Genomic DNA, 17843 nt, shown 5'->3' with positions numbered 1-17843 from the left:
TCTATAAATTATCCTGACGTTAATCAGCGCCATATTTCTTTATCGTCGGCAAAACGGTTGGAGACCGGCATTCGGCGATCTTTGCCAAACGCGCGATCGCTGATTTTCGCGCCGATCGGCGCTTGCGATCGCTTGTATTCATTGCGTTTTATTAACCGCGCGACCTTGCGAACTACCGCCGGATCAAAACCCCTTTCGCCAATTTCCGTCAATGAATAGTCCTCTTCGACATACAGACGGATAATCTGATCCAAAACCTCGTATTCGGGCAGATCGTCCGTATCCTTTTGATTCTCTCTTAGCTCGGCGCTAGGCGGCTTGGTTAGCGTCGATTCCGGAATTGCGGCGCTAAGCGAGTTGCGATAGCGAGCAAGCGCGTAAACGGTCGTCTTAAGCGCGTCTTTGATCGGCGCGAATCCGCCCGCCATATCGCCGTAAAGCGTCGAGTAGCCTACGGCAAGCTCGCTTTTATTGCCCGTCGAAAGCAAGAGATAGCCGAATTTGTTGCTAAACGCCATCAACAGCGCGGCGCGAATACGCGCCTGCAGGTTTTCCTCCGTCAGATCGCGCGGCATATCCGCGAAACTCGGCTTTAACGCCGTTTCATAAGCGTCCATAAGCGGCGCTATAGGAATCGTTCGCGCCCGTATTTTAAGATTAGCCGCAAGCGCTAGCGCGTCGTCGATAGAGCCTTGAGAGCTAAAGGGCGACGGCATCAAAACGCCTAGCACGTTTTGCGCGCCAAGCGCGTCGGCGGCGATTGCCGCGCAAAGCGCGCTATCCACGCCCCCGCTTAAACCCAAAACCGCCCTTGTAAAGTCGTTTTTGATCGCGTAATCTCTTAACGCGAGCTTCAACGCGGCGTAGATCGCTTCGATTTCGCCTAGCGGCGTTTCGTCTCTTTGAGCCGTCGGCATTTTTGGACGATTGCGGATATTTAAGGCGACATTGACGCTATCGTCGGCTACGCCGCGCCGCGAAGCGCGGACGCGCCCGTCTTTCAGACGAACGCGGAAGCCGTCTTCAAGGTCTAGATCGCAAATAAGGGTATCCTCTTCAAAACTTTTCGCCAACGCGATCTGATCGCCGCGCGGATCGTAGATCGCGCTCGCGCCGTCAAAAACAAGCTCGTCCTGCGCGCCGACTAGATTAAGATAAATAATAAACGAACGCAGATCGCGGGCGCGAGCCGATAGCAGATCGCGCCGAGCGGCGCTTTTGCTCGCGCTAAAAGGCGAAGCGTTGATAACGATAAGCGCGTCAAGAGCGCAAAGCCCCGCGTCAAGCGCGCCGCTCCATAAATCTTCGCAGATCAAGACGCCTAGTTTATGTTCGCCGACAGAAAGCGTTAGGTTTTGATCCCCCGCGGCAAAATAGCGTTCCTCGTCGAAAACGCCGTAGTTCGGCAGACTTCTTTTGCGATAGACGGCTTTGACTTCGCCGTCGTCTATAATCGCCGCCGCGTTAAAGAGATCGCCGCCGCGATCCGCAAAGCCGACAAGCGCGGCGATCTCTTTCGTCTCTTTAGCGACGACTTGTATCGCCTCTTGATTTTTTGTTATAAAGTCCGGTTTGAAAAGCAAATCTTGAGGCGGATAGCCCGTAATGGCGAGTTCGGGAAAAATCGCCAAATCCGCGCCAAGCGCTTGCGCGCGATTAGCTTTTTCGATAATTTTTTCGACGTTGGCGTCAATATCGCCGACGCTTGCGTTAATCTGAGCCAACGCGACGCGAAAGTTTTTCATACGCGTTTCCCTTCGTTTCGCTTATCCGAGCGGGCGCGGAAACGGATTATCTTGCGCGTTTATCATAGTTTAGCGACGCGCATAACCTCTTCGAGGCTGGTTTCGCCCATCGCTATTTTGCGAAGACCGTCGGTGAACATCTCCTCGAATCCGCCTTTGCGCGCCTCTTCCAATATCTGAGATTTCGGAGCGTTGGCGACGATCATTCCCGCGATACGCTCGTTAATCTCAAGAACTTCGCTAATCATCGTTCGACCGGAATAGCCAACGTTGTTGCAGTTCTTACAACCTTCGCCCTTTATGAAAACAATATCGGAAAGATTCATTTCGCTAGGCGTCATATGTTTGATTCGCTCAATTAGGTCTTTTGGGTATTTAACCTCTTTTTTGCAATGCGGGCATACCCTGCGCACAAGCCGTTGCGCTTGAACCGCTATCATCGAGGAGGCGAGCAGAAACGGCTCTACGCCCATATCCATAACGCGCGTTATGGCGCTTGGCGCGTCGTTGGTGTGCAACGTGGTGAAAACTAGGTGTCCCGTAAGCGCCGCTTGAATAGCGATCGAGATAGTCTCTTTATCGCGAGATTCGCCCACCATGATAATATCGGGGTCTTGGCGCAGGATCGACCTTAGCGCGCCCGCGAACGTAAGCCCCGCTTTTTCATTAACTTGCACCTGTTGGAGCATGGTCATACGATATTCGACGGGGTCTTCGACCGTAATAATCTTGTGCGTAACGCTTTTTACTTCGTTAAGCGCCGCATAAAGCGAGGTGGTCTTACCGCTGCCGGTGGGACCGGTAACAAAAACGATGCCGTTTGGCGCGCACATAGCGCGGCGAAACCGCTCCAGATTTAACGGCGTAAAGCCCATCTCGTCGAGACGCACAAGCGTTTTGGATTTGTCCAGAATACGCATAACGATCGATTCGCCGTGCGCGATCGGAAGCGTGGAAAGACGAAAATCATACTCTTTGCCGTTGATGGTCGAGCTGAAACGCCCGTCTTGCGGTTTTCTTCTTTCGCCTATGTCCAGATCGCCTAGCAGTTTGATTCTGGAGCTTAGCGGCGCGTAGAGTTCCGTTTCAAAGGCAAAGCATTCGACTAGAAAACCGTCCACGCGAACCCGCACGGAACAGTTCGCTTCGCCCGGTTCGATATGAATATCGCTTGCCCTACGCGAAATAGCCGTCGTAAAAATGATATTGATTAGGCGCATAATGGCGGATTCGTTTTCCGCGCCGGCTAAGGTAAGAGTGTCGGCGGCTCCGGAAGCCATCTCTCTGCGAATCTCCGAGAGCACCGTTTTTAGCCCCTCTTGCGTTTCAATACGCGACACGATTCTCTGAACTTCGGATTGCGCGGTGATCGCTATAATTAACGGTTTATCGGACAACGCGCGTTGAACCGCCTCCTGAGCGGCGAAATCTAGCGGATCGACGAACGCGACTAAGTAACCGTCGTCCTCTTCGCGCACCGGCGCTACCGAAAAGCGTCGAAGTATGTTTAGGCTCAATCTGCCTGCAAGCCGCAAATCGCCTTCAAAAGTGCCGGGCTCAAGATACTGAACGCGCATCTGTTCGGCGAGCGTTTTTAACACGACCTCTTCGGAAACAAGCCCTTCGTCGATAATCAACTGCCCTAATTTTCTATTCTTAGCGTCGCTTTTTTGTAACTCGACTATGCGCGCTACGTCTTCTTGGGTGATCAGTCCGGCGGATATTAGCACGTCGCCTAATCGAACCCGTCTTAACCCGCCGCTCGTTGCGTAATCCAATCCTAGCTCCTTACCAATACAGATGTTCTTCGACTACGCGCCCCTCGTCAAGCCTTCTAATACGCACTTTGAAACGGGAGTTCTCCACTATGCTATCAAGCAAAAGCTGATCGCCGTCCTGATCGATATAGTAAGAGCCGTCGCTTCGCTTTTCGTATTTGCCGGCTACATAAGCGCTAAACGCCTTAGAAAGTATATGCGGCGTATCGGGCAAATGCGTATCGCCCAAATCAATTCCGTCGGCGAGCGATTGGTAAAGCAACTTTTTTTGAAAGGCGACGGTAAGTATATAGTTTGCGTTTTGACGCGATCCGGGCGTCTCCCGCAAATAGACGCCCGCGAGCGCCGCAAAGTCGATATAATCGCTATTGATACACGAAATGCCATAGGCGCTAAGAAAAACTTCGTCAAATCTAAGCTCTCGCGCAATTTTCGCGCCCTCTAAGCAGGCTTTCTCATACTCTTTTTTCTGATAAAGCTCTATAACTCTATCGGAAGGCGCCGCGCTTAGCGTCGCGAAAAATAGCGAAAAAATAAGAATAAGCCTCATCATAATCCTCTTTCGTCGCGTTCGATTTGATAAAGCAATTTGCTTAAACGTTCGGACGATCTTACGCCTAGATAACCTTTTAGCGCGTTTACGGCGCGAACCTTGTCCCCCATTTTGTAGCTTGACAACGCGAACACCGCCCAGCTTCTTTCGTCGTTTACGTTAAGCTCGTTGGCTTTTAACGCCCAGCTATAGGCGTTTTGAAAGTCGTTTTGCTTCAGATAGGACTCCGCGATATCGACCGCTTTAGAGTAGGTTGGCTGCCTATCAAACGCGCTTATTAAATCCTTTACGTTGCTCACCCTTTGAAGCGAAACAGGGTTTGACACAGTTTGCGTCGGTTCGCTTCGAACGGGCGGCTGGATCGGCGTTGACGGAACGTTCGGTCGCGAAGCCGAGAGCGACGCCGCCACTCGGCGATCGACCTCGCTGGCGAAATCAAAATTAGGGGTAATGTTCATCTTGGGCTTAGATTGCGCCGCTTGGGTTTCGGTCGGCTTAGGAGCGTTCGCCTCTTGCCCCGTTTGCGCGCTCTCCGCGGCGGCGAGCGTCGTCGGCTGGGGGGCGCTTATCTGCGGGGCAACGGTCGCGGTAGCGATCGGTTGAGGGGCGTTTGCAATCTGCGCGATCGGCGGCGTATCGCCCGTCGCGTTGACGTAACGCAGGGCTACATAGACGACGAGGGCGCCAATTATTAGCGCCAAAACAAAAAAACTTGCGCTTCTGGCAATCTTTTTTGTTTTATAAATAATCCAACTACGCTCCAACCTGTCAATTCTATCCATTAAAGCATTCCTAGCTCTATCGCCGCCATCTCGATAAACTTATTAGAAAAACGAGAGGGCAGTTTGTGAGGTCTATTTTGTTCGTAATCGTCTAGCAAATCAAAAAAACGATTCATCAACCGATTAAGATCGCGCAAGTTTCCTTGCGTAAGATCGTAAATTCTATCAAAATTAGCTTGTTTGAAGCGATCGTAAAACTCTAGCAGCTCGCCGAGCAAGAGTTTGGTTTCAATAAACCTAGGCGTTTCCGCCGGATCTATCGGACAGCATTCGATGGTTTCAAAGGTGCGGGTTCTAAAATGCTCTTTAGCCAGCAGGTCCTCTTGTTTCACCCTATGAACGACGACGACAAAACGAAAAATCTCCTCGTTCGAGAGCATTCTAATCCACTCTAGCCGTTCGCTCTCGTAAAGCTGCGCTTCGTCTAGCAATATGAATATCGGACCGACGCCCCCTTCTCTGAAGGCGTCGATAATCTCTTGCGTGTCTTTGGCGGCAAGGCGTTTATTGTGCAATTTTTCGTAAATCTCAAGCAAACGATCGCTCGTGAAGGTAGCGCTCGGATATATAAATATGGGCAAACGATCGCGATGATCGTTGAAAAAGCGCCTCAGCACATAGCTTTTGCCTGTGCCGGGCGCTCCCGTGATCAGTAGTATCTTGAAAGGGTTTTTGAAAGCGTTTTCGATTCGGCTATAGACCTGACTCGTGCGCGTAAGAAGCACAAAATAGGAGTTGCTTTCGCTGTCCTCAAATAGTGTTCTTGCGCGCGCGTAGAGCCGATCATTCGTCATCAAACTCTTTCAGTTTCGGCGAGCGATCGTTTTGACTATCCCTAATGTTGCTAATCAACGTTTCGCTAAAGCCTAACGCCTTAAGAGAGGGTTGCGTTTGGTTATCGACGACAATATGCGGCGTCAACACAAAGACAATCTCGCGATTCCTTATAGTTGTCGTTTTAGAGCCAAACAGCTTGCCAAGGAAGGGAATATCGCCCAAAATCGGAACCTTATTTTCGGTAATTGCGTTGCCGTTATCGATCAGACCGCCTAAAACGATTATATCGTTATCGCGCACGCGCACAACGGAGCTAATACGATGGCTTTTGGTATCTGGCGCGATCTGACGAATACAATTGCCGCCCGCTATAGATTGAACGCCGTTAAAGCAAGGATCCTCGTCTTGAGTGCGCAACAGATCGCTATAAGAGGGATTAAGCCTAAGGGTAATATAGCCGTCGTCGTCAATCTGCGGCGTAATATCCAATAGCACGCCTACAAACAGCGAGTCGTTGTCGGCGGTTTGCGTAGAGGAACCGCTGCTGCTGCCAGATAACGTGGTGCTACTTAGCGTTTGGTAGTTGATATTTTTACCAACGCTAATAAGCGTCGGCTGATTGTTCATCGCCAACACCTTAGGATTGGAAAGCGAACGGGTATCGCCCTCCGTTTTTAAGAAATCTAGCACGCCCGACGCGTCAAAATGCGCTCTACCAGAGAAAGTAAAGCCCTTTGTAATCGTTCTGGCGTCCGTCGATCCCGTCCAACCATCCTCATACCTATAATCGCCAATAGGGTCAATTCCATTGACGCTACCAAAACTTAACGATAGTTTCGACCAATCAATACCGCTAACGTTGTTGTTGTCCAGTTGAACCTCGTAGATTTGAACGTCGATTAGCACCTGTTTTTTAAGCGAGTTCAGCAACTTGTCTAGGTATTCGCTAACGCGATCGATCTGACGGCGCGTCCCCGTTATCGTTACTATGCCGGTCGTCGAATTTACGAATACGGCGTTCGCGTTAGTTTTGGCGCCGTCTTCGGGACGGTTCAAAACGTTGGCGATCTCCGCGTCTAAGGTTGACCATAAATCAAACTTCTCGGAGGTTTTAATCGTTGTGGCGCTATCGCTTGAAGAGGTGCCGTCGGTGGTAGAGGTACTGCCTGTCGCCGTGCCGATCTTAACGTCGGCGCTACTGGTGCCTTCTCTGCTGTTGTTCACGAAATCCACTCTAAATAGCCGCGTATCCAAATAGCGAATCGTCAGCAGATCGTTCGCCAGGAAGCCGTGCAGATTGGCTCTTTGCAGGAAAAAGTCAACCGCCTCTTCCGCGTTTACCGCTCTTAACGTTACGTAGCCGATTTTCGCCGAATCAAACTGCGTCTGCGTCCCTTCGCCTTCTAGCGATAAGGAGAGATCGCACTCGTCAACGATCGCCACTAGCGCGTCTTTTAGCGCGATCGGCTCTTTGATCGTTATGTCGAATCTCTCTCCCGGGCAAGCCGCATATATCGTCCCCGCCATAGCAAACGCTATAACCAATGCTCTCAGCGCTCTCATAATCATCCACCTACCTTCACGATGTAATTATTTTTCTTGACGCCGCTGTCCATAGACAACGTTCTTCTTGAATTGCCGTTGATTAAAATGACCGAATCAACTAGCACCCTCTGAACTCTCCAACCGCCGATAGTCTTTTCGCCCGCCTTTTTCCACTCTCCGTTGATCAGCGCTTTCGCGCCTAAAACAGATTGCAGTATAGGCTCTTTTGGCGTCGCTACCGCCGCCGGCGGCTCCGCGCCTTCTACGACTACGACGGGGCGCGGCGGATAATAAAACGGATTGCGAAACGCCGGAACTTCCGGACGAGTCGCTTCCTTGATCGCGTCGATCTGCGTATCCGTGCTCGCCACGTCTTTTGGATCCATCTGAGCGGCGCCAAAGGCTATCGAAGCTATCCCTGCTAACAGAACAAATCGTTTCATCTCATCCCCCAATACACGCTTGTAGCGGTAAACGCCAAGAAATCTTTATCGTCGATTTTCATCGTCAATTTTTCTATGGGGGTGATCTTTTCGCTTGCCTCTACCAAAAAGAGGTAGCGTAAAACGGAGGCGAAAGACCCCTGTCCGTCTAAACTTACGGACATAACGGGAGCAAAGCCCGTCTTTTCAGGCTCGATCGCGTTTTCTTGCGCCTGAATCGTAACGCGATATTCGGTAGCCTTCTGCGTGATAAAGTCAAGGTGTTGCGCCCATTCTAACCGCGTGAAATATAGGTGATCGAGTTCGGTTAAGCGCATCTGAATATACGTCTCCGTGGTATCCAGCCTCTCGATATCGTCTCTTAACTCCGCGACCTTCGCGCGAAGCTCGACGACTTTCGCCTCGCCGCCGCCGCTTTTGAACTCCGCGATGCGTCTCATAATGTCGTCGTAACTCTTTTTCGTGGCGATCGCTTTGGACTCCGCTTTTGGAACGACATACTTATAATCTATCGCCAATAGCGCCAACGGAATCGCTATCGCGATGATCATAATCTCGTTTTTCTTGCGTTGTCCAATCCATTCGTCAAGCCGCGCCACAAACTTTTCAAACTTGGCTCCTAGCCCTTCGCTCCTCGCGCTCATGGTAACCTCACTTTCAGCTCCGCGCTAAAGGCGCCATTTTCGCCTTTAACGATCTTTCTAAGCTCCGGAAGATAGTTGTCTTCGGCAAGCCGCTCAAGCAACTTCGTGATCTGCGTATCGCGCGGCGCTCTAATCTGCGCCGCCGTATCGCGACCGGTCATCTCTAAAGATTCCACGCGCACGTTGGCTTCGGTCAGCCGCTCAAATAACCCCGCCAACCCTGCCGCCGCCGGTTGCGCTAAAACGCGCATATCGTGAATTTTGACAAGCAGATTTTTGGTTTCGGTCAGCTTTGCCTGCTTTTCTTGCTGTTCGGCTCCTAACGCCGCAACCTCTTGTTCTAGTTGCGTCTTTTCAGTCTCTAGGGCTTTGAACTTGGCTTCGCTCTGTCTAAGCTCTACCATTTCAGACCTAGATTTATAGGAATACCACTGATCGTAGGCGACAAACCAAAGCGGCCAAGCGATCGCTACGGCAAGAGAGAGGCTAACCAGCGCGATAGCCTTTCCGCCGTCTCTCGATAAGAACGCCCCGGGACGCGCTTTTGCGGTGCAGTTAAACGGATTGGCTTTTAGCCCGCCGACGATATTGTTCGCCTCAAGCAACGTCAAAATAGCTAACTGATCGACATATTGATCGTTTTGCGAATAAAACGGGGTGCTGAAGTTGAACTCGTGCCCCTCGACCTCAAGAAGCTCTTGCGCCAAATCTTCAAGCCCCGGCACGAGCCCTTCGCTAGTGCCTATAAACAGGCGATCCATGCTGGTTATGCCGACGATCCTACCGGCGTATAGAAGAATATTTTTTACGCCGAACAGCGCGTTTGAGATCGCCTCGCGCAAATCCGCTAGGGCGCGAAGATTCTGCTCTTTATCCTCGCTTGCGGAGGCGCTGGTCAACATCGAAACAAAATCTTCGTATTCCATGCGAGCGTGGCTAAGCTGGGCGTAGGACTCCATCAGCTTTTTAATGCCGTGATCCTGACTCTTGCCGTAAACATATTCGCCGCCGTCGAAGATCGATATGATGAGCGAGTCTTTTTGGAAGTAGATGAACACGTCGCGCTTAGGCTCTAATATGTTCGCGTTGTATAGCGCGTAGGGAAGCGAGCTTGCCGGCACGATGGAGTCGATATAGTTAGCGCGCGTCAGCAAAGAAGCCGTAACGCTTTCTATCGCGCCGGTGGACGCGGCGATCGCTCCGATCGTCCACATTCGCTCGTCTTGTCGGCTGACTCGTTTGGTAAACGAGGTTTTATACTCCAACATCGGGTTCAAGCCCGCGTCTTGGAACACTTTAACCTCGACGTTTTCGACGAGCTGCTCGCTCGTCATATCCTTTGCGAGATCAAACTGATGGAAAATAAGCTCTTTATCCGGAAAAGCGACTACCGTGCATCCGGGATTTTCAAGCTCGGAGAGATCGTCCACTCTGACCTCGTCGCCATACAGCGTCCAACACCTATCAGGCGCGGAAGCCAAATACGCGACTCTGGGTCGCGACGCTAATTTGTTCTTTGCCAATCTACCCCCCTTATCCCTTGTTGAGTTAGCGCTCTAGCACAATCTCAAAGCGATCGCCGCTTTTTTGAAGATAGAGCTCTTTCACGCGACTCGATCTATGGGTTGTTGCCTCATAATCTTGCCAGAAACTCGCCTTGTAAATCAATTTATTTAGCGAGTTCGGGTAAGGAACAACCTCGATCTCGGAAAATTCGATCCTTTTTTTCTCGCCTTTTCCGAAAATTAAACGCTTAATTCTATCAAATTCTTTTCTTGAAATTCCGTCCGATCTGACGAAATCCTCTGAATAAAGTCTTAAATATCGTTCTAAATCGTTAATTTTCCACGTCCAACGCCACTCGTATAGCAAAGCCATGACCGCGGCGAGATCCTCTTTTTTAGCTTCCAACGTCCCCTCTTCGTTAATCATAACCGTTATTTTGGCGAGATCGGCGCGCGAATCAAGGAAGGTCAAATGTTCGTTTTCGATAGCCACGCACCCTTTGGTGTTAGGATTTTCGCGCGATCCGTTTATCGGAAAACCGTGTAGCCAGATGCCGTGTCCCGTTTTCTTCAGCTTGCGATCAAAGGCGTTTGGATAGTTGGTAACAAACGCGAGCGGTCCGTAATACTTATCAAAAAGCCGTTCGCCCTGTTTTAGCTTCGCCGTAACGCTATAGACGCCCACGGGGGTTTTGTTGTCGCCCTCTTTGTATTTATCGCCCGTCGCGTCGCCCATCGTGGCGTCGTATTCGGCTACGCGCGTTAAAACGCCGCCTTCGTAATCGTAGAAAAAGAACTTTCGCGCCGCCTTATCGACGATAAAAATATGTTTAGGCGATTCAAAATAGCCAAAGCGCGTATCGGCTTTGTCCAAGCGATCTAGCCAATACGACGGATCGGATAGAATTTCGTTGGCTTTAGCCTCTAGCGCGTTTACGCCTTTAACGCGGTAAATTTCGGCTAGATCGTCCGCGCCAAACGCTAAAATCGCCGCGAAAGCAAAATATATAAATCCTCTCATCGGTTTTCTCCGCCAACAAGCCTAGATAAACGTTTATCGTCTTTGCTTCGCGATCTAAGCGCGGCTACCTCCAATTTCAAGAAGGTTTTTTTCAACGAGAATCGCTCCATTAATCTCCTTGCTTTAATGCCCGCGCGCTTTATGCCCGCGCCGTTTTTGCCTATTACAATCGCCATCTGCGAAGGTTTTTCGACAAAAATTTTAGCGCCGACTTTATCAAGCCGCTCGCCTTGCGCGAAACTCTCGATCTCCACGCCGCACGAATACGGCACCTCGTCGTTGAAGCTATCGAGCAGAGCCTCGCGGATCATCTCGGCGTATATTTCGCGAACGCTCAGATTGGTAAGATCGTCGGGCTCGTAGTAAAACGGGCGGTTGGGCAGACGCGCGATTATCTCTTTTAAGAGCGGCGCTATGTCGTTCTTTTTCGCGCTGATCGGCGCGATCGCTAAAAAACGATCGCTAAAAGGTTGGTAGTCGGCAAGTCTTTTTAATATCTGCTCGTGCCTAAAGTTGTCCGATTTTGTCAGCGCGACGATATGCTTTTTATCCCCCGCGATAGACAAAAAACGCTTATACTCGTCGGTCGTATCCGCCATATCCGCCAAAAAGACGCTCAGATCGGCGTCTTTGATCGCGCTTAGCGCCTCTTTTCGCATAAACTCTCTTAGCTTTCCGTTTCGCCCGTCAAGTCCGGGCGTATCTATAAATACGATCTGCGCGTCGCCTCGCGTAACGATCGCAAGCTGTTTTTTGCGCGTCGCGCCAGCTTTGCGGCTTGTCATGGCGATCCGATCTTGGCTCAACGCGTTGATCAGGGAGCTTTTGCCCGCGTTTGGTCGTCCGATTAACGCGACAAAACCCGCTTTAGAGGATGTATCTTGCCGCATCGTCGCTCTCGAAGACCCTATCGAGCTTGTCGTGAATTAGCTCGGAAGTGATCTCGATTGTCTTGCCCGCGTTCTCAAGCGCCTCAAAACTGATCTCCTCCAACGCTTTTTCCATAATAGTATGCAGCCGTCTAGCGCCTATATCTTCGGTTTTGTCGTTCGCCTGTTTGGCTAGTTTAGCCATCGCGCGCAGAGCCGAATCGTCGAATTTAAGCTCCACCCCCTCGACGCGCATAAGCGCCGCGTATTGCTTGACAAGCGAGTTTTTAGGCGCGTCTAAAATCCTGTATAAATCCTCTTCGTTTAGCGGATTCATCTCCACGCGAAGCGGAAAACGTCCCTGAAGCTCGGCGATCAGATCGCTAGGTTTGGTTATATGAAACGCGCCCGCGCCGATAAACAGAATGTGATCGGTTCTAATCGAGCCGTATTTGGTGTTCACGCCGCTGCCCTCGACTATCGGAAGCAAATCGCGCTGAACGCCCTCTTTGCTTGGATCGCCGCTTCTGATCGCGCCGTTTGGGAGCGCGATCTTGTCCATCTCGTCGATAAACGCGACGCCGCCCTCCTCCGCGCGTTTAAGCGCCTCGCGCCGCACCTTCTCCATATCGAGCAGGCGATCGCTCGCCTCTTGGCGCAAAAGCTCTTTCGCCTCTTTGACGCTCGTCTCCTTTTTGATCGGCGCGTTCATCTGCCCAAACATCTTGCCGATCGACTCTTGCAAACGCGCCATCTCCGGCGGCAGATTATCTAGCCCCGCGACCTCGACGTGCGTTTTTGGCGATATTTCAATCTCGATTGTCAGATGATCCGCCTCGCCGCTTTTCACGCGCTCCTTCATCGCCGCTTTCGCCGCTTTTTGCTGCGCGTTAAGCGCTTCGGAGGAGCCTTTTGGAAGAGATTTAACTAGCTCGCTTGCGATCTTGTCGTAAATATATTCGTCTAGCTGCGGCTCTTGGCGGGCGATCTCCTCCTCTTTTACGATCTTGATCGCGTCGAAAACCAGATCGCGGATCATCGACTCCACGTCGCGCCCGACAAAGCCGACTTCGGTGTATTTTGTAGCCTCTACCTTAATAAACGGCAGTTTCAACAACTTTGCCATTCGGCGGGCGATCTCGGTTTTGCCCACGCCCGTCGGACCTATCAGCAGGATATTTTTCGGCAGAACCTCGTCGCGAATATCGCCCTCTAGTTTAAGCCGCCTCCAACGGTTCCTAAGCGCGATGGCGATCGCCTTCTTCGCCTCGTCCTGTCCGACGATAAAATCGTCCAGATATTTCACGATCTCTTTAGGCGTTAAATCCATTGCGTTAGGCTTTCAAAGTTAAAGTTTTGATGTTTTGATTGGTATATATGCAAATATCGCCCGCGATTTTAAGCGACTCCTCGACCAGCTTTTCGGGTTTAAGATCGGAAAAGTTTTTCAGCGCTCTAGCGGCGCTCAGAGCGAACGCGCCGCCGCTTCCTATCGCCGCCAGCGCGCCATCCTCCGGTTCGATCACGTCGCCCGCGCCGCTTAGGACAAACAGCCGCTTCGTATCGAGAGCGATCATCATCGCCTCCAAGCGGCGAAGCATTTTGTCGCTTCGCCACGCTTTGGCGAAGGCGACGGCGCTTTTAAGCAGATCGCCCTTTTGCGAGTCTAAAATCCGCTCGAACATATCAAAAAGCATAAAAGCGTCGGCGGTAGAACCCGCGAAACCCGACAAAATCTTGCCGCCGCAAAGCGTTCTAATCTTAACCGCGTTGTTTTTCATAACGGTGGCGCCGAAGCTCACCTGCCCGTCCCCGCCGATCACGGCTAGTTCGTCCGTTCGGTAGGCTAATATGGTCGTGGCTTCAAAAGCGGTCATAGCGTTTATTCGCCCGCGACCTCGACTCTAAAACGCGGATGAACGCCGCGCCCTAGCTTCGCGCTTACCTCGTATAGCCCCGTCGCTTTGATCGCGCCGTCCATCTCTATATCTTTTTTGTCGATCTCAAAACCGCTTTTCGCTAAGGCTTCGGCTACGTCCTCTTTTTTTAGCGCGCCAAAGAGCGATCCGTTCGCGCCGACTTTTTTTGTTATCTTGATCGTTACCGTCTCTAGCTTGCTTGAGAGCGTTTTTAGACGCTCGATCTCCTCGTTTTCGCGCTCGATTCTCGTCTTTTCGCGCGCTTGCCACTGTCGGATAACCGCGTCGGTGGCTAATTTGGCGAACCCTTTGGCGATCAAAAAGTTCTGTCCGTAGCCCTCTTTGACCTCTTTAAGCTCGCCCGCTCTGCCCAGACTTTTTACGTCTTTTACGAGCAATACTTTCATCGTTGTTCCTAAAATTCACGCTAAGACCTCATTGTAACAAGTCGCGGCTTTCTCGCAAACGCGATTTTGGACGAAGAACGTAAAATTTACGCCGATTTAGCTCCCAAATCGGCGCGTCGATAAACCCGGCGGTTCGTCTAGCGGTCGCAAGCGGGGAAACCGCCGCCGTCTTTGGCGTAGAGCGTCAAAAACGCCTTTAGATCGGGCATATCCCTAATAAAGCTCTCTTTGGAGATCGTCGGTTTTAACCGCGGATAAGCCGCGCTAACTTCGGCGATAAACCCTTCGCCGCGATTTTCAAACAGCTTCTCCCACTCGGCGCTCGTATGTTTTATGCCAAAATCCGCGCCGTTAATCCCCATCGTATCGGCTAACTGCGAATAAAACAGCCGCTCGCCTTTTTGATAATCGCCCGTTTTCGCGTCCGCCGCAAAAGCCAAAACGTAGATCAACGCCGCCGCTACAATCGCTCGCATATAACCTCTTTATCGTCTTTTTAATGAACAGAATCATACAATGCCGAACTTCAAATCCAATAAATGCGCCCATAGCTCAACGGATAGAGCGTCGGTTTGCGGGGCCGGAGGTTGCAGGTTCGAGTCCTGCTGGGCGCGCCACGCTGGAGGTTGCCCGCTTTTTTAACGCGCGCGAAACGGAGTTAAATCGCGTTCGTTCTCGCTAATTTCGCGACATTTGCTCTAATTTTATCGCCTACCGCTTTGATAACGCGCGTTCAAAATCGCTCGAATAGCTAGGATTTTTTTCGCTAAAACGCCTAAGCATATCGCTACGCAGCTCGGTCGGCATATTTTTATGACCCGCCATCGTGAAGATAATGTCCAGCAAGCGTTTTGCCTCTTTGCTCGTTTTGCCGTCTGTTTTCGGCTCTATCGTATGGTGCGCGATCAGAGCCTCGATCACGCCTCGCAACGCTTCTGTCGCGCTGTTTTTATCTTTTACCGTCCGTTCCATTTCGGCGATCGCTATATCCGCGACGACAGTCGGCTTTGGTTTTTTCGCGCGCCGATCTCTGTGGAAAACGTTACCCAAAACATAGAAATTGACCGACAAAAACAAGATCGCAATCAAAATAATCCAGATCGCAATCAGCGTCAGTTTAATCACGCCAAAACTCGCTTACAAACCGTCTTTCGTAGCCGCGATTCATTGGCGATCCGCCGCTAATACCTGTTCTAACGTATAGACCAGATCGCTATCGGGGCTCTCTTTTTGCGTTTCGCTGTGAAAAAGCCACTCCAGATAGCCGCGATCCGTTTTGGCGATCTCGTTGAAACTCTTATCGCGGTGTTTGCCAAAGCGGATCGTTTTGAGAGCTACGGGCTTGTTTGAAAGCTCGATTAGCTTAAACACGCCGTCTTTTGATTTGCCCGTCATAGCCAACAGATATTGGGTTAAAAGATACAAAACTACGCAGTCGCTTGCCGCGTCGTGAGCCGAAATTTTGCCGCCAAATTGCGCCGCAAGCTCCCCCTCCGAGCGATACAACGATAGCGCATAACGCAGATACTGCAACGAGTGGCGCGGCAGATCGCCAAGCAGATGGCGCGAAACGCGCAGGGTGTCTATCGCGACGCCTTTCCACTCAAACCCCTCGCGCCTAAGCATTTCAAGATCGAACGGCGCGTTTTGGATAACCAGCGCGTTCTCCTCTGTGTTTAACTCGTTTAGCGCGATCGCCGCCTCGCATTCGGCAAACGGCGGCTTGTCCTCTATCGCCTCGGGGGTGATATGATGGATCGCCATCGCCTCGAAGTCGATCGCGACGGGCGGCTTGCATAGGGAGTTAAAGAGTTTAAGCGGCTCTTTAGTTCGCGCGACCAAAAACGCCAACTGGCAGATACGATCTTTCTCGCCGCCGCCCGTAGTCTCGGTATCTAGCAAAATAAACGCCGCCATTTTGATCCTTTGCGCCTAAAATCAGATCGCCCTAGTCGTCAAGCCCCGTTTTCTTTCTGTGATACCCGCGAATAATGTAGATAAACACAAGCGCGATCGCGCCCCACGCGATATAGTCCCAAACGGTAGTCATTGGACGATAGTAGTATAATTAACCTTTTATCGAAGGGATCCGTTTCGCCCCGTCTTCCGACGTAAGCGCCGCCTAAAGATATAGCATTTTTATCTAGATCGAGGGAATTATCTTGCCGTTTTTTTGTATGGAACGCCTAAAACGCGTCGTCGCGCTGGCTCTGCCCGCCGCGCTTGGCGCGCTTATCGATATGACGCAGGTGTTGATCGACTTTTATCTCGTCAAGGATTTGGAGGTCGCCGCGACCGCCGCGATCGGGATCGCGGTGCAGTTTATGGGGCTTTTTTACGTTTTTATGGGGGTGTTTTACATCGGCTCGAACGCGCTGATGAGCCGATTTTTCGGCGCGGTCGATCCGACGAGCGCGAACAAGGTTTTTTCCACCTTCGCGATCTTCGCGCTTATCTTTAGCCTTCCGGCTTTTTTTATTTCTACGGCGTTCGCCGAACTGCCCTTCAAGATGATGAACGGAGGCGATCGCGTGGTGGAGCTTGGCGGATCGTATCTTTATATTATGGCGTTCGCCCTGCCCGCAATGATGGTAAATCAGATCGTCTTTAGCGCTTTTAGCGCCGCCGCCGACATTAAAACGCCGCTGATCGTGAAAATTGTAAGCAATATAATCAACGTGGCGTTGAGCTACGCGCTAATTTTCGGCGTCGAGCCGCTTGGGATAGGCGCTTACGGGGTGGCTGGCGCGGCGGCGGCTACGGCGATCGCGTTTTATATTGAAAGCGCCTGTTATTTCTACTTTTTGCTCGTCAAAAAACGTCCCGTTCGCGCGCTTTTGTCCATCGATCGCTCTTTGTTCGCGCGCGGAATTAAGATCGGTATCCCCGGCGGCGCGGAGCGGCTCTTTACATACGGCGCTTTTCTGATCTTTATGCGTATTATCGCCGAGTTTGGCGATAGCGTGATGACGGGGTATCAGGTCGGCTTGCGTATAGAGAGCTTGGTTTTTACTTCGGGGATCGGCTTTACTATCGCCGCTATGAGTTTGACGGGGCGATCGCTCGGCGCGAAAAATCCGATCGAAGCCGAGAAAGACGCGCTATTTACCGCTTTTTTGGCGGCGATTGTTATGGGCGCGGCGGGGATCGCGATCGCCGTTTTCGCGCGTCCGTTAGCGGAGATTTTCAGAGGCGACGACGAGGCGGTGATCGAAGCGGCGACGGGGTATCTAATCTGCGTTGGGATAAGCCAGATTCCGCTTGGCGTAAGTTTTGTGCTAAGCGGGGCGTTTCGCGGCGCGGGCGATACGAAAACAAGTTTTTACATTAACTTCACCGCGATGTGCGTTTTCAGAATTATCCCGTCGATCATTTTGGCGAAAGCGTTTAATAATATATGGCTTATCTGGCTGGCGATGGTGGTAGAAACTTGGATTTGCGGCTTTTGGCTATACGCGGTTTTCAAACGCGGCAAATGGAAGCTGGTTAAAGTTTAGCAAATCAACCGCCGCTCTTAGCGCAAAGCATTAGCGACGGTTTGCGTTTTGTCTTTTTCAACTCTCGCTAAATAATTTGCCAAACTCATTTAGCATAAATGCGCTGATCGCCGATCTAACAATGGCGTTTGCGCGTTTATAACAGCCACATATTAACAGGCGATGAAAACGACGTAAGCGCGATAATCGCCATTTAGCGCAAGACATTGGCGACGGTTTGCAGTTGGCGCTTCGCTTTGTCCAACGTCTCGCCAAATTTGCCGAATTCGTTTTTAACCGCGCCGAGCAACGCCCAAACCTCGCTCGATCGCTTCTCGATAGCCAGCGTTTTGAAACCCATTTGAAGGCTGTTTAGAAA

19 protein-coding genes and 1 tRNA gene are annotated in these 17843 nt (G+C 51.2%); 2 read left to right on the top strand and 18 right to left on the bottom strand.

Annotated elements, in window-relative coordinates:
* Window positions 1-23: 23 nt before the first annotated feature.
* From LBF86_01220 to LBF86_01150, 15 genes are all read right to left on the bottom strand, one after another.
* The gene (locus LBF86_01220) at window positions 24-1745 is read right to left on the bottom strand and encodes an NAD+ synthase (protein MDR0664129.1); all 1722 of its coding nucleotides are present in this window, start codon (window positions 1743-1745) and stop codon (window positions 24-26) included.
* A gap of 62 nt (window positions 1746-1807) precedes the next feature.
* Entirely contained in the window at window positions 1808-3523 is a 1716-nt protein-coding gene (gene tadA / locus LBF86_01215) for a Flp pilus assembly complex ATPase component TadA (GenBank protein MDR0664128.1), read from the bottom strand.
* Between the two features lie 10 nt (window positions 3524-3533).
* On the bottom strand, window positions 3534-4073 hold the full coding sequence (locus LBF86_01210) for a hypothetical protein (protein MDR0664127.1): 540 nt from the start codon (window positions 4071-4073) through the stop codon (window positions 3534-3536).
* A complete protein-coding gene (locus tag LBF86_01205; GenBank protein MDR0664126.1) occupies window positions 4073-4858 on the bottom strand; it encodes a hypothetical protein in 786 nt (261 codons plus the stop codon). Before LBF86_01205 ends, LBF86_01210 begins: the two co-directional genes overlap by 1 nt.
* A complete protein-coding gene (locus tag LBF86_01200; GenBank protein ID MDR0664125.1) occupies window positions 4858-5652 on the bottom strand; it encodes an ATP-binding protein in 795 nt (264 codons plus the stop codon). Before LBF86_01200 ends, LBF86_01205 begins: the two co-directional genes overlap by 1 nt.
* Entirely contained in the window at window positions 5642-7198 is a 1557-nt protein-coding gene (gene mshL / locus LBF86_01195; protein ID MDR0664124.1) for a pilus (MSHA type) biogenesis protein MshL, read from the bottom strand. The genes LBF86_01200 and mshL overlap by 11 nt, the downstream gene beginning before the upstream one ends.
* Window positions 7199-7200: 2 nt before the next feature.
* Complete coding sequence (locus tag LBF86_01190; GenBank protein MDR0664123.1) at window positions 7201-7623, bottom strand: hypothetical protein; 423 nt, start codon at window positions 7621-7623, stop codon at window positions 7201-7203.
* Window positions 7620-8267, bottom strand: coding sequence for a hypothetical protein (locus LBF86_01185; protein MDR0664122.1), 648 nt, complete (start codon window positions 8265-8267; stop codon window positions 7620-7622). Before LBF86_01185 ends, LBF86_01190 begins: the two co-directional genes overlap by 4 nt.
* A complete protein-coding gene (locus tag LBF86_01180; GenBank protein ID MDR0664121.1) occupies window positions 8264-9790 on the bottom strand; it encodes a hypothetical protein in 1527 nt (508 codons plus the stop codon). The genes LBF86_01185 and LBF86_01180 overlap by 4 nt, the downstream gene beginning before the upstream one ends.
* Before the next feature lie 25 nt (window positions 9791-9815).
* Entirely contained in the window at window positions 9816-10793 is a 978-nt protein-coding gene (locus LBF86_01175; protein ID MDR0664120.1) for a L,D-transpeptidase family protein, read from the bottom strand.
* Entirely contained in the window at window positions 10790-11683 is an 894-nt protein-coding gene (gene era / locus LBF86_01170; GenBank protein MDR0664119.1) for a GTPase Era, read from the bottom strand. The genes LBF86_01175 and era overlap by 4 nt, the downstream gene beginning before the upstream one ends.
* Window positions 11661-12992, bottom strand: coding sequence for an ATP-dependent protease ATPase subunit HslU (gene hslU, locus LBF86_01165; protein ID MDR0664118.1), 1332 nt, complete (start codon window positions 12990-12992; stop codon window positions 11661-11663). Before hslU ends, era begins: the two co-directional genes overlap by 23 nt.
* A gap of 4 nt (window positions 12993-12996) precedes the next feature.
* On the bottom strand, window positions 12997-13539 hold the full coding sequence (gene hslV / locus LBF86_01160; GenBank protein MDR0664117.1) for an ATP-dependent protease subunit HslV: 543 nt from the start codon (window positions 13537-13539) through the stop codon (window positions 12997-12999).
* A 5-nt stretch (window positions 13540-13544) separates the two neighbouring features.
* Window positions 13545-13988: a 50S ribosomal protein L9 gene (gene rplI / locus LBF86_01155; protein ID MDR0664116.1), complete on the bottom strand. Its 444-nt coding sequence runs from the start codon at window positions 13986-13988 to the stop codon at window positions 13545-13547.
* Between the two features lie 137 nt (window positions 13989-14125).
* Window positions 14126-14464 carry a hypothetical protein gene (locus tag LBF86_01150; GenBank protein ID MDR0664115.1) on the bottom strand — a complete coding sequence of 113 codons (339 nt, stop codon included), beginning with the start codon at window positions 14462-14464 and terminating at the stop codon, window positions 14126-14128.
* Window positions 14465-14529: 65 nt separating this feature from the next.
* Between LBF86_01150 and LBF86_01145 the strand changes: the two genes are divergently transcribed.
* Window positions 14530-14605: transfer RNA gene (locus LBF86_01145), tRNA-Arg, on the top strand.
* Window positions 14606-14699: 94 nt separating this feature from the next.
* Here LBF86_01145 and LBF86_01140 read toward each other — a convergent pair.
* Both LBF86_01140 and LBF86_01135 read right to left on the bottom strand, forming a co-directional pair.
* Window positions 14700-15113: a hypothetical protein gene (locus LBF86_01140; protein ID MDR0664114.1), complete on the bottom strand. Its 414-nt coding sequence runs from the start codon at window positions 15111-15113 to the stop codon at window positions 14700-14702.
* 39 nt (window positions 15114-15152) lie between these two features.
* The gene (locus tag LBF86_01135; GenBank protein MDR0664113.1) at window positions 15153-15905 is read right to left on the bottom strand and encodes a 3'-5' exonuclease; all 753 of its coding nucleotides are present in this window, start codon (window positions 15903-15905) and stop codon (window positions 15153-15155) included.
* Window positions 15906-16165: 260 nt separating this feature from the next.
* Here LBF86_01135 and LBF86_01130 point away from each other — a divergent pair, with 260 nt between their 5' ends.
* On the top strand, window positions 16166-17485 hold the full coding sequence (locus LBF86_01130) for an MATE family efflux transporter (GenBank protein ID MDR0664112.1): 1320 nt from the start codon (window positions 16166-16168) through the stop codon (window positions 17483-17485).
* A gap of 193 nt (window positions 17486-17678) precedes the next feature.
* Here LBF86_01130 and rmuC read toward each other — a convergent pair whose 3' ends face one another.
* Window positions 17679-17825 carry a DNA recombination protein RmuC gene (gene rmuC / locus LBF86_01125; GenBank protein MDR0664111.1) on the bottom strand — a complete coding sequence of 49 codons (147 nt, stop codon included), beginning with the start codon at window positions 17823-17825 and terminating at the stop codon, window positions 17679-17681.
* Between the last annotated feature and the right edge of the window lie 18 nt (window positions 17826-17843).

Source organism: Helicobacteraceae bacterium, from assembly GCA_031258155.1.
Taxonomy (GTDB): domain Bacteria; phylum Campylobacterota; class Campylobacteria; order Campylobacterales; family SZUA-545; genus JAIRNH01.
This window is presented reverse-complemented; position numbering and strand designations above follow the sequence as displayed.

What these genes read in the sequence shown, in the direction of transcription:
- hslU (MDR0664118.1), bottom strand. Translation starts at nt 12,992, where the DNA reads ATGGATTTAACGCCTAAAGAGATCGTGAAATATCTGGACGATTTTATC.
- LBF86_01175 (MDR0664120.1), bottom strand. Translation starts at nt 10,793, where the DNA reads ATGAGAGGATTTATATATTTTGCTTTCGCGGCGATTTTAGCGTTTGGC.
- LBF86_01200 (MDR0664125.1), bottom strand. Translation starts at nt 5,652, where the DNA reads ATGACGAATGATCGGCTCTACGCGCGCGCAAGAACACTATTTGAGGAC.
- LBF86_01130 (MDR0664112.1), top strand. Translation starts at nt 16,166, where the DNA reads ATGGAACGCCTAAAACGCGTCGTCGCGCTGGCTCTGCCCGCCGCGCTT.
- mshL (MDR0664124.1), bottom strand. Translation starts at nt 7,198, where the DNA reads ATGAGAGCGCTGAGAGCATTGGTTATAGCGTTTGCTATGGCGGGGACG.
- LBF86_01135 (MDR0664113.1), bottom strand. Translation starts at nt 15,905, where the DNA reads ATGGCGGCGTTTATTTTGCTAGATACCGAGACTACGGGCGGCGGCGAG.
- LBF86_01185 (MDR0664122.1), bottom strand. Translation starts at nt 8,267, where the DNA reads ATGAGCGCGAGGAGCGAAGGGCTAGGAGCCAAGTTTGAAAAGTTTGTG.
- hslV (MDR0664117.1), bottom strand. Translation starts at nt 13,539, where the DNA reads ATGACCGCTTTTGAAGCCACGACCATATTAGCCTACCGAACGGACGAA.
- LBF86_01190 (MDR0664123.1), bottom strand. Translation starts at nt 7,623, where the DNA reads ATGAAACGATTTGTTCTGTTAGCAGGGATAGCTTCGATAGCCTTTGGC.
- rplI (MDR0664116.1), bottom strand. Translation starts at nt 13,988, where the DNA reads ATGAAAGTATTGCTCGTAAAAGACGTAAAAAGTCTGGGCAGAGCGGGC.
- era (MDR0664119.1), bottom strand. Translation starts at nt 11,683, where the DNA reads ATGCGGCAAGATACATCCTCTAAAGCGGGTTTTGTCGCGTTAATCGGA.
- LBF86_01205 (MDR0664126.1), bottom strand. Translation starts at nt 4,858, where the DNA reads ATGGATAGAATTGACAGGTTGGAGCGTAGTTGGATTATTTATAAAACA.
- LBF86_01150 (MDR0664115.1), bottom strand. Translation starts at nt 14,464, where the DNA reads ATGCGAGCGATTGTAGCGGCGGCGTTGATCTACGTTTTGGCTTTTGCG.
- LBF86_01220 (MDR0664129.1), bottom strand. Translation starts at nt 1,745, where the DNA reads ATGAAAAACTTTCGCGTCGCGTTGGCTCAGATTAACGCAAGCGTCGGC.
- LBF86_01210 (MDR0664127.1), bottom strand. Translation starts at nt 4,073, where the DNA reads ATGAGGCTTATTCTTATTTTTTCGCTATTTTTCGCGACGCTAAGCGCG.
- rmuC (MDR0664111.1), bottom strand. Translation starts at nt 17,825, where the DNA reads ATGGGTTTCAAAACGCTGGCTATCGAGAAGCGATCGAGCGAGGTTTGG.